This window comes from Streptomyces sp. V4I2, assembly GCF_030817655.1.
Taxonomy (GTDB): Bacteria; Actinomycetota; Actinomycetes; order Streptomycetales; family Streptomycetaceae; genus Streptomyces; species Streptomyces plumbiresistens.
This window is the reverse complement of sequence record NZ_JAUSZM010000003.1, coordinates 6,670,121-6,683,652: the sequence shown is the minus strand read 5'-3', so window position 1 is coordinate 6,683,652 and position 13,532 is coordinate 6,670,121. Positions and strand designations below refer to the sequence as shown.

Annotated in this window: 13 protein-coding genes; 7 read left to right on the top strand and 6 right to left on the bottom strand. The window is 70.6% G+C overall.

From position 1 onward, the window contains the following. Positions 1-67 precede the first annotated feature (67 nt). The 3 genes from QFZ76_RS31735 to QFZ76_RS31725 are packed head-to-tail and all read right to left on the bottom strand — an operon-like array spanning position 68 to position 3,412. Positions 68-2,524, bottom strand: coding sequence for a DUF4132 domain-containing protein (locus QFZ76_RS31735; protein ID WP_307676904.1), 2,457 nt, complete (start codon positions 2,522-2,524; stop codon positions 68-70). Further along, positions 2,524-2,916: a hypothetical protein gene (locus QFZ76_RS31730; RefSeq protein WP_307676902.1), complete on the bottom strand. Its 393-nt coding sequence runs from the start codon at positions 2,914-2,916 to the stop codon at positions 2,524-2,526. The genes QFZ76_RS31735 and QFZ76_RS31730 overlap by 1 nt, the downstream gene beginning before the upstream one ends. A gap of 55 nt (positions 2,917-2,971) precedes the next feature. After that, positions 2,972-3,412: a hypothetical protein gene (locus QFZ76_RS31725; RefSeq protein ID WP_307676901.1), complete on the bottom strand. Its 441-nt coding sequence runs from the start codon at positions 3,410-3,412 to the stop codon at positions 2,972-2,974. Positions 3,413-3,562: 150 nt separating this feature from the next. On the opposite strand from QFZ76_RS31725, the gene QFZ76_RS31720 reads away from it, so the two are divergent. The 5 genes from QFZ76_RS31720 (at position 3,563) to QFZ76_RS31700 (ending at position 6,451) form a co-directional block, all read left to right on the top strand. Beyond that, positions 3,563-3,973 (top strand): VOC family protein, encoded by a 411-nt coding sequence (locus QFZ76_RS31720; protein WP_307676900.1) that lies wholly within the window; start codon positions 3,563-3,565, stop codon positions 3,971-3,973. Positions 3,974-4,077: 104 nt separating this feature from the next. After that, complete coding sequence (locus QFZ76_RS31715) at positions 4,078-4,473, top strand: hypothetical protein (RefSeq protein WP_266434697.1); 396 nt, start codon at positions 4,078-4,080, stop codon at positions 4,471-4,473. Further along, positions 4,470-4,994 (top strand): thiol-disulfide oxidoreductase DCC family protein, encoded by a 525-nt coding sequence (locus QFZ76_RS31710; RefSeq protein ID WP_307676899.1) that lies wholly within the window; start codon positions 4,470-4,472, stop codon positions 4,992-4,994. Before QFZ76_RS31715 ends, QFZ76_RS31710 begins: the two co-directional genes overlap by 4 nt. A gap of 10 nt (positions 4,995-5,004) precedes the next feature. Next, a complete protein-coding gene (locus QFZ76_RS31705) occupies positions 5,005-5,751 on the top strand; it encodes a TetR/AcrR family transcriptional regulator (RefSeq protein ID WP_307676898.1) in 747 nt (248 codons plus the stop codon). 91 nt (positions 5,752-5,842) lie between these two features. After that, a complete protein-coding gene (locus tag QFZ76_RS31700; protein WP_307676897.1) occupies positions 5,843-6,451 on the top strand; it encodes a Uma2 family endonuclease in 609 nt (202 codons plus the stop codon). Here the strand turns inward: QFZ76_RS31700 and QFZ76_RS31695 are convergent. Then, complete coding sequence (locus QFZ76_RS31695; protein ID WP_307680188.1) at positions 6,444-8,852, bottom strand: MMPL family transporter; 2,409 nt, start codon at positions 8,850-8,852, stop codon at positions 6,444-6,446. The two genes, QFZ76_RS31700 and QFZ76_RS31695, sit on opposite strands and share 8 nt — an antisense overlap. 164 nt (positions 8,853-9,016) lie before the next feature. Here QFZ76_RS31695 and QFZ76_RS31690 point away from each other — a divergent pair, with 164 nt between their 5' ends. Both QFZ76_RS31690 and QFZ76_RS31685 read left to right on the top strand, forming a co-directional pair. After that, positions 9,017-9,706 carry a response regulator transcription factor gene (locus QFZ76_RS31690; protein ID WP_307676896.1) on the top strand — a complete coding sequence of 230 codons (690 nt, stop codon included), beginning with the start codon at positions 9,017-9,019 and terminating at the stop codon, positions 9,704-9,706. Next, complete coding sequence (locus QFZ76_RS31685; protein WP_307676895.1) at positions 9,703-11,178, top strand: HAMP domain-containing sensor histidine kinase; 1,476 nt, start codon at positions 9,703-9,705, stop codon at positions 11,176-11,178. Before QFZ76_RS31690 ends, QFZ76_RS31685 begins: the two co-directional genes overlap by 4 nt. A 51-nt stretch (positions 11,179-11,229) precedes the next feature. On the opposite strand, the gene QFZ76_RS31680 is transcribed toward QFZ76_RS31685, so the two are convergent. After that, positions 11,230-11,631, bottom strand: a complete 402-nt coding sequence (locus tag QFZ76_RS31680; RefSeq protein WP_307676894.1) for an ATP-binding protein — start codon at positions 11,629-11,631, stop codon at positions 11,230-11,232. 148 nt (positions 11,632-11,779) lie between these two features. Beyond that, positions 11,780-13,333 (bottom strand): ABC transporter substrate-binding protein, encoded by a 1,554-nt coding sequence (locus QFZ76_RS31675; protein WP_307676893.1) that lies wholly within the window; start codon positions 13,331-13,333, stop codon positions 11,780-11,782. Positions 13,334-13,532: the final 199 nt, after the last annotated feature.

Genomic DNA, 13,532 nt, shown 5'->3' with positions numbered 1-13,532 from the left:
CGAAGCCCGTCCTCCCCAAACGCCCCTCAGCGCTCTTCTGTACGGGGGCTTGGGGATCTCGGCTTCCCTACAGCTGACTCAGGATCGTCGGATCCGTGATCTCCGTGTCGTCGGCCAGCATCATCGCCTTGCTCAGGATCACCGCCAGCATCCGGTCCCCCTCGTACGGCAGGTAACCGGACTGCGGCGCACCCGCGTTGGACTTCGGGACGATGCACAGGTACCGGTCGTCCGGGGTCATCAGGATGTTGCCCGAGCCGAGGTGGATCTTGTACGTGTGGCGTTCGCCCTTCACATGCAGGAAGCGGCCCTCAAGGGTGCAGCGGTCGGCTATGGCGAGGCGCGGTATCAGGCGGTCCAGGAGGAGACGGCGGGTCTCGGCGCTCTGGTTGAGGTCGCCGAAGCCGTACGACGTCCAGTACTCGCGGAAGCGGCCGTCGGGGCCGCCGTCCTGCCAGGTCGGGTCGTTGCCGACGCTGGCCACGCCGACGAAGAGGTCGACGTCGCGCAGGACTTCGGAGAGGACCAGGGGTGGGATCGTATCCAGGGGCAGTGGTTCCACCGGGTCCGACCTGTCGCGCAGCCACATGCGGTACTCGCCGCCGTAGCAGTGCGCGGAGTTGTGCGGGGCGCCGATCGGGTAGAAGCGGACCTGGTCGGTGCGCAGGCGGAGGTAGCTGCCGGATTCGGTGGTGTCGACGCCGTACTCCTGGCCGTCACCCTCGATCCAGTACTCGGCGCGCAGGCCCCATTGCGGGAGGTCGCGGGTGGCCGGCGGTGCCTCGTCGTCGACGCACAGGCGGAGTTTGTTGCGCCAGCCCCGGATCGCCGCCAGGGAGTGGAACTGGTGCTGGCGGAGGACGTGGGCCGCGAAGCGGTTCGAGTACGTGCCTGTGGTGCGCTCGGCGTCCGTGAGGAGGTAGACCTCACGGTGGGCCTGCTTGAACGGCTGGGTGATCTCGTGGCGTTCCAGCCAGTCGCGCCAGGCGACGATCTCGGCGGGTTCGAGCCCGACGGGGTGCCAGAGCCGGACCTCGTGGCCGATGCGGACCGGGTCGTCGGTGAGGGTGCGCAGCTCGCCGTCGGCGTGGCCGACCGTGACGCCGTCCACGGTCCACAGGAGGCGGCGGGCCAGCGTGCCGACCAGGGGATGGTCGAGGTAGCGCTCGCGCCAGGTGGCGTACGGCCACGTCCGGCGGGCCAGGAACTGGCGGTCCAGGCGTTCGGTCTGGGCCGAGAGCATCTTGTCGACGTCTTTGACGGCGGCCTTGAGTTCCGCGAGCTCGTCGGGGTGGTCGCGCCGGACGGACGCGGGCACGCTCCTGACCGGCTTGCCGGTGGCGTTGCGCCAGGTCAACAGGGCTTTGGAGCCGTGCACTTCGAGCAGTGCGGTCGCTTCTCCCAACCGGTACTCGGCGCCGCCGACCTCGGTGAGCCCGTACATCGGTACGGCCAGTTCCTCGATCTCCTCGCGGCCGAGGCCCAGCGCGACGGCCCGTTCCTCCAGGGCCGAGTCGAGGAGCTTGGCGGTGTTCTTGTAGGTCACCCGGGTGGCCAGGCGGGCGAGTTCGGCCAGGGCGGACTCGCTGTCGATGCGGGCGAGCGCGATGACGCCGGCGTTGGCGACCTTGGGATTGCGCGGCCCGAGCCCGGCGACCTTCTTCAGCGAGGTCTCGACGAGGGTGCCGAGGGCGCGGGGCGTGTCGGGGTGCGGGGGCAGGACGGAGAGCAGCCACGCCAGGCCGCGCAGGGCGTTGGCGTTGTAGGGGTCGTAGGCGTTGTTGAGGTTCGCCTCGTACGCCCGCAGGTCCAGCGGGAGGGTGCGGGGGCGGCCGACGTGGGTCAGCCAGGACAGCACGGTCTCGCGGACGCGGTCGGGGCCGAGGGTGTCGACGAGGGCGGCGGCCCGCTTGTCCCACCTGGCCGTGGGTTTGGACGCGGTGGCGGTGGCGGCATGGGCGAGCAGGGCCTGCCAGTCGGCATCGGCGGTGTCCCGCATGGCCTGCTCGGCCCACGCCTCACCCACGTTGAGGACGGGCTCGGTCAGCTTCTTCGCCAGGGAGACCAGTTCGTCCAGGCAGTATCTGTCCTGGGCGGAGCGGCGGACGACGGCCACGACGGCGGGAGACAGCGCCCGGCCGGCGGCCCACTCCGCCTCGGCCAGGCGGTCGAAGAGCGTCGCGGACCAGAGAGAGTACTGCCGGCCCAGGTCGTCGAGGGTCTTGCGGCGCTCGGCCGCCAGAGGATCGTCGTCCAGTCCCTCGGCGGCGAGGGCGTACAGGGTCAGGGCGTTGCACCGGCTCTCCGTCTCGTCACCGACCGACGGGAAGCGCTCGGCCACCGCGTGCACCAGTTCACGGCGCCGCTCGGCGGGCAGCTCCCGCAGCTCGCGGAGCACCTCTTCCCAGCCTCCGGTCCAGTACGCCTGGTTGTCGACCAGCGCCTTCATCGCCTCGTCGGCGACCCGGTCCATGTCTTGGGCGGCGATGTGCCGGCGCAGCAGACGCACTCGAGGGCTGTGCATCAGCCACCCACCAGGGGAACGAGCTTCAGGAACGTGACCTCGGTGCCGAGTGCGAGCTCGATCTCCTCGTCGGGGTCGGTGACCTGGCGGTCTTCGACCAGCACGAGGAAGCCGTTGCCGGCGAAGGCCTTCAGCGCAAGCTCGGTCTGCGCCTCGGGGTCTATCCGCCGCGGCGTCCGCATCGCGTACCCGTTCAGCTCCCGCTCAGCGTCCTCGGGCTGCACCAGCCCCTGGAACACGCCCGGCGTACGCGCGTTGTACTCGGCGACCTCCTGGAACACCCGGCGCCGGACCAACTCGCGCACGGTGAGCCGCTCCTCGGCGATCTCGAGCCCCCAGCCGTCAGTGCGGCTCCCGCTTGTCGTCTCGTCGACGAACGTCACGATTCCCATGCCGTCGACAGTACGAGGCACCACTGACAACGCCCCCGGACAGGGCATGCACCGGTCACTTCAGAAGAGGCTTGCTCCACTCCCGCGCATCCGCCCTGCGCATCAGCTCCAGCGCCGCCTCCGCGTCGTCGGTCACCAGCGGATGCACGAGTTCGACGTAACGGAGCTGGCCGGCCAGGGACTTCCGCATCCGCTTGAGGCTGCGGGCGCTGAACGAGACACCGCCGGGCTTCTCGACGGCGCCCGCGGCGACCGCCAGCTTCTCGACGCTCACCTTGCACAGGGTGGAGGGCGTCTCGCGGCACGCGTGGATCTCGACGTAGCCGTCCCACAGCCCCAGGACGACCTCGTACTTCACGCCGGAACCGGTGTAGGTCGCTACGGCGACGGGCAGACCCGACTCCCGTTCGCCCGGACCCTCGAGACCCAGTCTCTCCGCGACGCCGGCACAGGTCTCACGCACCTCTGCGAAGAAGACCTTGACCCCTGGAACCATTCACGCCCCCCGCTGGAACCATCCACGCCCCCGCGCCGCAGCCCTGACGACGCTTCAGCGTAGCGGCGGAAGGGGCGGCGTCTGGGCCCAATGAGTGACCCCGCGGTCAGCCCGCCCGGTGAGCGGCGCCTTCGCACCTAATCTGATGGCATGTCAGATGACGAGTCGTACGAACTGCTCGGTTTCGACAACCTCCTCCTGCCCGTCGGGGACCTCGCGGAGGCCGTCGGGTTCTACGAGCGCGCCGGGTTCACGGTGGGGTTCCGGTTCGACGAGGGCGGGATCGCGCTGCTCAAGGTCGGAGGTGAGACGCCCGGGATCCTGCTCAAAGAGGAGGAGGGTTTTGGCCACCGTCCGCCGCCCTGGCCCTGCACGCGCGCGTGGCTGGAAGTACCGGACGCGCGCCGCGCCGCCAAGGAACTGGCCGCCGCGGGCATCACCCCGCTCGACGAGCCCCTCTCGATCGCCACCGGCTGGACCGTCGAGATCGCCGATCCGTGGGGGAACGTCATCGGGCTCACGGACTACAGCAAGCGGCCGGAGCTCGCGCGCAGGGCGTGACGCAGGTCCCATGCCCCTCCCCGGCAAGGGAGTTGAACACGTTCAAATACGGGACTACAGTCTCTCCCGTCAGCATTTTGAACGCGTTCAAGAAGGGGTGGGGCATGGACCGCACCGTCATCGCCTACGTCATCTACCTGCTGGTCAGCATCGGGCTGACCGTCTGGGTGGCCCGCACACTCAGCCGCAACGGACGCGTCTTCCTCGCCGACGTGCTGCGCGGCAACGAGAGCCTCGCCGACGCCGTCAACCACCTCCTGGTGGTCGGCTTCTACCTCGTCAACCTCGGCTTCGTCGCGCTCTACCTGAGCGGCGACGAGACCATCCAGGACACCCGCCAGATCTTCGAGGCCCTGTCGACCAAGCTGGGCGTGGTGCTGCTGGTGCTCGGCGTCATGCACCTGGGCAACGTGTACGTGCTCAACCGGATCCGGCGGCGGAGCGTCATGGAGCGGGAGCAGGTGCCGCCGGTCGCGCCGCAGGACTGGGTCCGGGCATGAGCACCGCGACGCCCGCCGAGGACCGGGGCACCACGCGTGTCCCGGTCCGCCGGCTCACCGTCCTGTACGACGCCGAGTGCTCCCTGTGCGCCTTCGTGCGCGACTGGCTCGTACGGCAGCCGCAGCTGGTGCCGCTGGAGCCGGTTCCCGCCGGGTCGGACGAGGCCCGGCGGCGCTTTCCGGGGCTCGACCACCGGGCCACCCTCGACGAGATCACCGTCGTGGGGGATGCGGGCCAGGTCTACCGCGGCGCCGCCGCCTGGATCGTCACCCTGTGGGCCCTGCGCGCGCACCGGCCGCTCGCGCACCGCCTGAGCACGGCGTCCGGGGCGAGGCTCGCCAAGGGCGCGGTGCTCGCCGCGGCCAAGTGGCGCGGGGCGCAGTGGCACGGACAGCGGGCGAACGCGGGCCAGTGGAGCGGCAAGGTGTACCGCCGCGCGGACGGGTGGGCGTACGACTCCGCCCGGGGATGGACGTACAGCCCCCCTGCCTGCGACAGCGGTACCTGCGCCACTCGTTAGGCTCCGTTCCGTGCCTGCGAACAACGACGGCCCCGATGAGGGCGGTAACCCGAGCAAGTCCGAGCAGACCCGCGCGCTCATCCTCGAGACGGCGATGCGACTGTTCCAGGAGCGCGGCTACGACAAGACGACCATGCGGGCCATCGCCAAGGAGGCCGGGGTCTCCGTGGGCAACGCGTACTACTACTTCGAGGGCAAGGAGCACCTGATCCAGGGCTTCTACGACCGGATCGCCGCCGAGCACCAGGTGGCGGTCCGGGAGGTCCTGGCCCGGGAGACCGACCTGGAGGCGCGGCTCGCGGGCGTCCTGAGGGTGTGGCTGGACATCGCGACCCCGTACCACGAGTTCGCGGTGCAGTTCTTCAAGAACGCCGCCGATCCGGACAGCCCGCTCAGCCCCTTCTCCCCCGAGTCGGAGCACGCGCGCGTGGAGGCCATCAGCATCCACCGGCAGGTGCTCGCCGGGGCGAAGACCAAGGTGCCGGAGGAACTGCGGGACGTCCTCCCCGAGTTGATGTGGCTCTCCCAGATGGGGCTCGTGCTGTATTGGATCTTCGACCGCACGGAGGGCCGCGAGCGGAGTTACCGGCTCGCCGAGCGGGGGGCGCGGCTCACCGCGCGGGGCGTGTCACTGGCCCGCTTCCGGGTGCTGCGGCCGCTGGTGCGGGAGGTGCACGAGCTGTTCACGGACTTCCTGCCGGGGATGACGAAGATGATGCCGGATCCGGGGGCGGGGGCGAGGGTGCGGGCGGAGTGATCCACGATCGGGTGAAAGGGCTCGGACGGGACATCGGGGAGTCGGCCTGCCTACGATGATGCTTTCGACACCAGCCCACAGGAGGCACGTGATGTTCGCAGCATCCGTCGAGCGGCCCTATGGCGACCGTCCGCTGATCGCGGAGGCGAACCGGCTCATGGACCGCCTTCCGGGGTACCGCGTCGAGATCATCGGAGGCCTGATCATCGTGTCCCCGCCCCCCAACGGTGCTCATGCTCGCGCGCTCTCCAGGTTGAGGCGCCCCTTCGCTGCAGCGGGGCTGGATGGCGGTGAAACCGAAATCCTCGAGGGACTTGGGCTCTGGCTCCCTGCCGGCGCCGAAGACTTCGCCATCCCCGACCTCGTTGTTGTGGACGCCGATTTCGAGGACCATCTCGTCGAGAACAACTGTTACGACCCAATCGCCTTCCGCCTCGTCCTGGAAGTCACGTCCAGCAACTACCAGAACGACCTCCGCGGCAAGGTCACCGCATACGCCCAGGCGAAGATCCCCGTCTACGTCATCGTCGACCGCCAGCATCAGCGCCTCCACGTCCTGACCGAACCCGCCGGGGACACGTACGCCAACCACCGCGTCCACGCTCCCGGCGAGCTCGTCACCCTGCCCGACTCCCTCGGCGCCAAGGTCACCCTCGACGTGGACGAGATCCTCAAGGCCGGGCAGCCGAAGGCTAGTTGACCGCGTCCACCTCGCCCTCTGCCAGCTCCACGTCACACACCAGCGGCCCGTCCCCGACCGCCACCTGCCGCGCCCGCGACCCGTACGACGGAGCCGTCGTCGCCAGCAGATACGTCCCCGGACCCGGCACCGACACGATGTACGAGCCGTCCGCGAGGGACACCACCCGGTCCAGCTGACGTCCGCCCGCCGACAGCAGCGTCACCGCCGCCTCCGGGACCGGCTCACCGTCCGCCGTACGGACGAAGCCGTGGACGACCGAGGCGGGGCCCTCCGCGGCAAGCGCCTTCGAAGCAGCCGCCTCCTCCTTCGGTTCCACCGCCAGATGCGGCAGCCGCTTGTCCAGCCACCCGGGCAGCCACCAGTTGGAGTTGCCGAGCAGGTGCATCGCGGCCGGCACCAGGGCCGTACGCAGGATGAACGCGTCCAGGGCGACCGCGGCGGCCAGACCGACGCCGGCCATCGCCGCCCCGTAGTCGCCGCTGAGCACGAACGCCATGAAGACGCACACCATGATCAGAGCGGCGGAGTTGATGACGCGGCTGGTCTCCGCCAGCCCCACCCGCACCGCTCGCGCGTTGTCGCGCGTGTGCACCCACTCCTCGTGCATGCGGCTGACCAGGAACACCTGGTAGTCCATGGAGAGGCCGAAGAGCAGGGACAGCATGATGATCGGCAGGAAGGCCGCGATCGGGCCCTCCTGGCCGAGGCCCAGCAGGTCCAGGCCCCAGCCCCACTGGAAGATCGCCACCAGGACACCGAAGGAGGCGGCCGCCGCGATCAGGTTCATCAGCGCGGCCGTCAAGGGGACCACGACGGAGCGGAAGGCGATCAGCAGCAGGACGAAACCGAGGCCGATGATCGTCGCGATGAAGTACGGCAGCCGGTCGGCCGTGACCGAGGCGAAGTCCTTCGAGACCGCTGTCACGCCGCCCACGTGGGCCTGGACGCCCGCCTCCGGGATCACCTGGTCGCGCAGGGTGTCGATGAGGCGGTCGGTCTCCTCGGCCTGCGGTGAGGTGGTCGGGACGACCTGGATGACGGTGACGCCGTTCGCGGGGGGAGCCGAGACGGCCTGCGCGACGCCCTCCGTGTCTTGGATGGTCGCGACCAGGCTGTCCCCCGCGTCGCCGTTCACGACCACCTGGAGCGGGCCGTTGAAGCCGGGGCCGAAGCCCTCGGCGAGCAGGTCGTACGCCTGCCTGGTCGTCGTCGACGCGTCGTCGTTGCCCTGGTCGACCGTGCCCAGCCGCAGGGACAGCAGGGGCAGGGCGAGGAAGGCCATCACGACGACGGCCAGGGCGGCGACCGAGCGCGGGCGGCGCTCGACGGCGGCCGACCAGCGGGCCGCGAGGCCGCTCGTGCGCTCCTCCTCGGGGCCGTGGGCGGCCAGCCGACGCCGCTGGCGGCGGCTGAGCACACGGTGGCCCAGGAGGCCGAGCATCGCGGGCAGCAGGGTGACGGCCGCGAGCACGCTCAGGACGACGGTGAGCGAGGTGCCGATGACCACGCCGTCCAGGAAGCGCAGGTTCGTCACCAACATCCCGGCGAGCGCGATGCACACCGTGCCGCCCGCGAACAGCACGGCCCGCCCGGAGGTGTTGAGGGCGGTGACCGCCGCCTCCTCGGGGTCCAGGCCGCGTTGGATGCCCTTGCGGTGCCGGGTGACGATGAACAGGGCGTAGTCGATGCCGACGCCCAGGCCGATCAACGTGGAGAGCAGGGAAGCCAGTTCGGGCACGTTCGTGACGTGGCTGAGCAGCTGGGTCCCGAACAGTCCGGTGCCCACGCCGAACAGCGCCACCAGGATCGGCAGCAGCATCGCGAACAACGAGCCGAAGGCCAGGAACAGCACGACGGCCGCCGCGAGGATGCCGACGATCTCGGCGGTGCCGGTCGGCGGCTCCTGCACGCGCGTGATGGCCTGGCCGCCCAGCTCGACCTGGAGGCCGTCGCCGCCGGCGTCCTGCGCGGTGTCGACGACGTTTTCGACCAGGTCCTTGGGTACGGCGTCCGCCTGCGCGGCAAAGGTGACCTGGGCGTACGCGATCCGCCCGTCCTCGCTGATCTGGGCGGCGCCCCGCTCACCGTACGGGTCGGTGACCTCGCCGACCCCCTTCATGCCGCCGATCTCCCGCAGCGCGGGTTCTATCCGGGACCGTACGGAGTCGTCCCGTACGGAACCCTCGTCGACCTTCCACACCACCGTGTCGGTGTCGCCCGCGCGCTCCGGGAAGGCCTTCGCCATCAGGTCGTACGCGCGCTTGGAGTCCGTGTTGGGCAGGGAGAAGACCTCCGCGTAGTTCGTGCCCGCGCTCGAACTCGCCGCGCCCAGGCCGAACAGCGCTCCCACCCACAGCAACAGGACCACCAGCCGGTGCCGGTAGCACCAGCGTGCCAATGTCGCCACGCCAAAATCCCCTCATAGTCCGGTCGGTCCCCCAGGTCCTGGCCAACAGAATTGGCTGCGGCACGCGTGCGTGGACATGCAACGGGCGGGACTCTCAAGGAACTCCAAAGCACGAACCGGCCCGACTGTCAGTGCTCGCCCCGATACTGGGGAGCATGACGACGGCTCCAGGCACCGTGCTGGTCGTGGAGGACGAGGAGAGCATCGCGGACGTCCTCGCCATCGCGCTGCGCTACCACCGGTTCGAGGTGATGGTGGCGGGCACCGTCCGCGAGGCGCTCGCGCTCGCCGACCGGACCAGGCCCGACGCCGCGCTGCTCGACGTCATGCTGCCGGACGGGGACGGGCGGGCCCTGGCGCGCGAACTGCGCGACCGGCGGCCCGACCTGGCGCTCGTCTTCCTCACCGCCCGCGACGAACCCGCGGAGGTGGTCGGCGCGCTCGGCTTCGGCGACGACTACATCACCAAGCCGTTCAACATCGACGAGGTCGTCGCGCGGATCACCGCGGTGCTGCGCCGCACCCGCCCGGCCGACGTCCTGGCACAGCGCCCGCCGCTGCGCTACGGCGACCTGGAACTGGACGAGACGACCTACTCGGTGCACCGCGCGGGCCGCTCCGTCGAGCTCACCCCCACCGAGTACGCCCTGCTGCGCTTCCTGGTGCGCAACGGCGGCCGGGTCGTGCCCAAGGAGCAACTCCTGCGCCACGTCTGGCAGTACGAGCACACGCCGCCCGAGTCGACCGTCGTCGAGACCTACATCAGCTATCTGCGGCGCAAACTCGACGCACTGGGACCGCCGGTGATCACCACCCGGCGTGGTGTGGGATACGGGCTGGCATGAGGCTCCCCGCAAGGCTGCTCAAGCCCGTCCCGCGATCCCGCCGCAAGCGCGGCATCCACTCCCTGCGCGCCAAGCTCACGCTGGCGAACGTGGCGCTGCTCGCGCTCGGCATCGTCGCGGCGACCGCCGTGAGCGTGATGGGCATGCGGTACTACCTGCTCGACCAGATCGACGCGGAGCTCACCAAGACCCGGGACTCCCTGGGCGGTTCACAGCTCACCCTGCGGGAGATCGACTCGCTGAGCATGCTGGGTTTCGTGCGCGACCGGCTCGTCCAGCAGCAGTCGGACGACCAGCCACGACCGGACTCGCTCTTCGCCGCCGTGGACAGGCGAGGCAAGCCCGTCGGCCTCCTCGGCTTGGAGCCGACCGACGCCCAGCGCGCCTTCGCGAAGGCGGTCGACGACCCGCGCGCGCTGATCGAGGACCCCGAACCGCACGACATCCGCGTGCAGGACGCCGACTACCGGGCGTCCGCGACGCAGCTCACCGACGGCACCTACATCCTGCTCGCCACTTCCACCGACGGCCTCCACAAGGGCGTCGCCAAGGCCGTCAAGTTCGATCTCGCCATCGGCTCGCTGCTGCTCGCGGTGCTGGCCTGTCTGACGATGTTCAGCGTCCGGCGCCGGATGCGGCCGCTGGAGGACATGGTGGAGACCTCGTCGGCGATCGCCGAGGGCGATCTGACCCGGCGCGTCCCCTCCAGCTGCGAGGCCACCCTGGAGGTCGAACAGCTGCGCGTCGCCCTCAACTCGATGCTCCACCAGGTCGAGTCGGCGTACCGCACCCGCGAACACAGCGCGGCCCAGCTGCGCCGCTTCGTCGGCGACGCCTCGCACGAGCTGCGCACCCCGCTGTCCGCGATACGCGGCTATCTCCAGCTGTACGACAAGGGCATGCTCACCGACCCGAGTCAGCGCAAGCGCGCCTGGGACCGGATGAACGGCGAGGTCGACCGCATGGGCCGCCTCGTCGACGAGCTGCTGACCCTGGCCCGCCTCGACCAGCGGCCCGAACTCCGGTTCCGGAACGTCGACCTCACCCGCCTGGTCCGGGACGCGGCCGAGGATCTGCGCGTCCAGCAGCCGCAGCGGCCCCTCACGGTCGACGCCGACGGCTCCCTGCTGGTGCACGCCGACGAGTCCGGGCTGCGCCAGGTGCTCGGCAACCTGGTGGGCAACGTGCGCACGCACACGCCCGCCGACGTGCCGGTGCGGCTCGGCGTGGAGCGCGCGGACGGGATCGTACGACTGTGTGTCGCGGACAAGGGGCCGGGGCTCGGCCCGCAGGACGCGGCGCGCGTCTTCGACCGCTTCTTCCGGGCCGGCCGGGGTGCGGGCAGCGGGCTCGGCATGGCGATCGTGCAGGGCGTGGTGCACGCGCACGGGGGTGAGGTGGCGGTGCGGACGGCGCCGGGCGAGGGGCTGGCGGTGACGGTCACCCTGCCGGCGGGGGCCGTACGGTCGTAACGCCGTGTACCGCGAGCACGGCCCTGCAGGTGTCCCGACCCGTGTCCCGCTTCAGGCGTTGGCCGGCACGAGTGCCCACACCGTCTTGCCGTGCCGGCCCCTGCTCCACACCCCCCAGGCCGCGGCGATGTGGTTCACCATGTGCAGGCCGCGGCCGGTCTCCTCCCACTCGCCCACCACGCGCAGCCGGGGCTCCACCCGGCCCTCGTCGGAGACCTCGATCAGGCAGGAGCCGTCGGCGAGGGCGGTCACCGCCACCTCGAACTCCCGCTCCACGAGCGGGCCGTGGCGTACGACGTTGGTGGCCGGCTCGGACACGAGGAGCACCGCGTCGGCCAGCGCCCGGCCGTCCGGGGCGTGGCCCCAGTCGGCCAGGTGGTCCCTGACCCGGCGCCGGGCGAGACCGACGGAGGCCGGATGCCGGGGCAGCCGGAAGGAGTTGCGTCTCAGCACGTCTGCTCCTCACCCCGCCCACACCTCCCTCACATGGTGCTGCGCCGGGTGGCCGTCCGGCGTCACTCGGGCGAAGGTCACTACCGCGAGATCGCGTCAGATCCGCCGGACCCGGCTTCGGAGCCGTCAGGTCCGGCTTCGGAGGCCGTCAGATCCAGGTGAGACGCCAGAGGCGGAACCCGCCGGTGCCGTCCGAGAGGTACTGGCCGCCGCCCACCGCCTCGCTGGCGACGACGTACTCCTTGGCCTGCCACAACGGGATGACCGGAACATCACGGGCGACGGCCTGCTGCAGCTCGCGGAAGTCCTCGGTGGCCTCGGTGCGGTCGGCGTACCTCTGGCTGTCCTGAATCAGCTGGTCGACGGCCTTGCTGCGGTAGCCGGTGTTCATGGTGGCGCCGGAGCCGACGAGCGGGGAGCCGAAGGTGTCCGGGTCGGGGTAGTCGGCCACCCAGCCGACGGCGTACGCGTCCAGCTTCCCGGACACCCAGCGCTTCTGGAAGTCGGTCCACTCGTAGCCCTTGACGGTCACCTGGAACAGGCCGCTCGCCTCCAGCTCCCGCTTGAGTTCCGCGGCCTCCTCGGCGGCGGCGCCGCGGCCCGTGGCATAGCCGTAGGTGAAGCGGACCGGCAGGCTCACGCCGGCCTCGGTGAGCAGTTGCTTCGCCTTGCCCGGGTCCAGCTTGGGGTAGAGGTCGAAGAACGACGTGGTGTGGCCGGTGATGCCGGTCGGGATCAGCGAGTAGAGCGGGTCGACGGTCCCGTCGTACACCGTGGCGGCCAGCCGCTCGCGGTCGATCAGCCAGGCCATGGCCTGCCGGACGCGGGTGTCGTGCAGCGGCGAACCGGCGCGGGCGTTGAGGTACAGGTTGCGGGTCTCGGAGCTGTCGGCCACGGACACGCGCTGGTCGGGGTCGCTGGCGTTCAGCCCGGAGAGGACCCCGGGCGGCAGCTGCCGGGTGGCGACGTCGATCCGCTTGGCCTTCCAGGCGGCGTCGAGCTTGTCGCCGTCGCCGTAGTAGCGCAGTTCGACGGGCCGGCCGGTGTCCTTGAGGGCGCCCTTGTAGCGCTCGTTGGGCGCGAGATCGGCCTTCTTCTCCTTCGTATACGTGGTCAGGTCGTACGGTCCGGTGCCGTCGGCGCCGGTGCCGGTGCGCAGGCCGTTCGCCGGGTACTTGGTGCGGTCGACGATCGAGCCGGCTCCGGTGGCCACCTTGAACGGGAAGGTGGCGTCGGGCGAGGAGAGCCGGAAGGTGACGGTGAGGTCCTTCGCGCTGACCGAGCGGAGGGTGCTCAGCAGGGACGCGGGACCGACCTCGGAGTTGATCTTCTTGACCCGCTCGAAGGAGTACTTCACGTCCTCCGCGGTCATGTCACGGCCGCTCGGGAAGGTGAGGCCCTCGCGCAGTTCGCAACGGTAGGTGCGCAGGCCGCTGCCGACGAACGCGCAGCTTTTGGCGGCGTCCGGAACCGGCGTGGCGCCGCCGGGCTCGAAGGTCAGCAGTGACTGGAAGACGTTGCTGAACAGCGCCCAGGAGCCGGCGTCGTAGGCGCCGGCCGGGTCGAGCGACGTGACGGCGTCCGTCGTACCGACCGTGATGGTCCTGTCGTCGTTCTGCGCCGGCAGCAACTGCCAGGCACCCACTCCGACGGCCGCCAGCACCAGCAGCGTCGCGAGTATCCGCATGCGAACCGAACGCATCGGTTGGCCCTCCCCAGGCCCCTCGGGGCCGTGCGCAAATGCCACTCCCCTAGCGGCGCCGCTCACCTTTCCACACGCGTTTCACCTGGGGGAAGAGGGATTTGGGGAGTTGGGAAAGACATTACCGCAAGGGGTTTCTGCGACGTTTCACAGCTCCCTCACAGCCTGTCCGGCGGCCCCGCGGCAGCCCGCTTCCGCA

What these genes read in the sequence shown, in the direction of transcription:
- QFZ76_RS31735 (WP_307676904.1), bottom strand. Translation starts at nt 2,524, where the DNA reads ATGCACAGCCCTCGAGTGCGTCTGCTGCGCCGGCACATCGCCGCCCAA.
- QFZ76_RS31730 (WP_307676902.1), bottom strand. Translation starts at nt 2,916, where the DNA reads ATGGGAATCGTGACGTTCGTCGACGAGACGACAAGCGGGAGCCGCACT.
- QFZ76_RS31725 (WP_307676901.1), bottom strand. Translation starts at nt 3,412, where the DNA reads ATGGTTCCAGGGGTCAAGGTCTTCTTCGCAGAGGTGCGTGAGACCTGT.
- QFZ76_RS31720 (WP_307676900.1), top strand. Translation starts at nt 3,563, where the DNA reads ATGTCAGATGACGAGTCGTACGAACTGCTCGGTTTCGACAACCTCCTC.
- QFZ76_RS31715 (WP_266434697.1), top strand. Translation starts at nt 4,078, where the DNA reads ATGGACCGCACCGTCATCGCCTACGTCATCTACCTGCTGGTCAGCATC.
- QFZ76_RS31710 (WP_307676899.1), top strand. Translation starts at nt 4,470, where the DNA reads ATGAGCACCGCGACGCCCGCCGAGGACCGGGGCACCACGCGTGTCCCG.
- QFZ76_RS31700 (WP_307676897.1), top strand. Translation starts at nt 5,843, where the DNA reads ATGTTCGCAGCATCCGTCGAGCGGCCCTATGGCGACCGTCCGCTGATC.
- QFZ76_RS31690 (WP_307676896.1), top strand. Translation starts at nt 9,017, where the DNA reads ATGACGACGGCTCCAGGCACCGTGCTGGTCGTGGAGGACGAGGAGAGC.
- QFZ76_RS31685 (WP_307676895.1), top strand. Translation starts at nt 9,703, where the DNA reads ATGAGGCTCCCCGCAAGGCTGCTCAAGCCCGTCCCGCGATCCCGCCGC.
- QFZ76_RS31675 (WP_307676893.1), bottom strand. Translation starts at nt 13,333, where the DNA reads ATGCGTTCGGTTCGCATGCGGATACTCGCGACGCTGCTGGTGCTGGCG.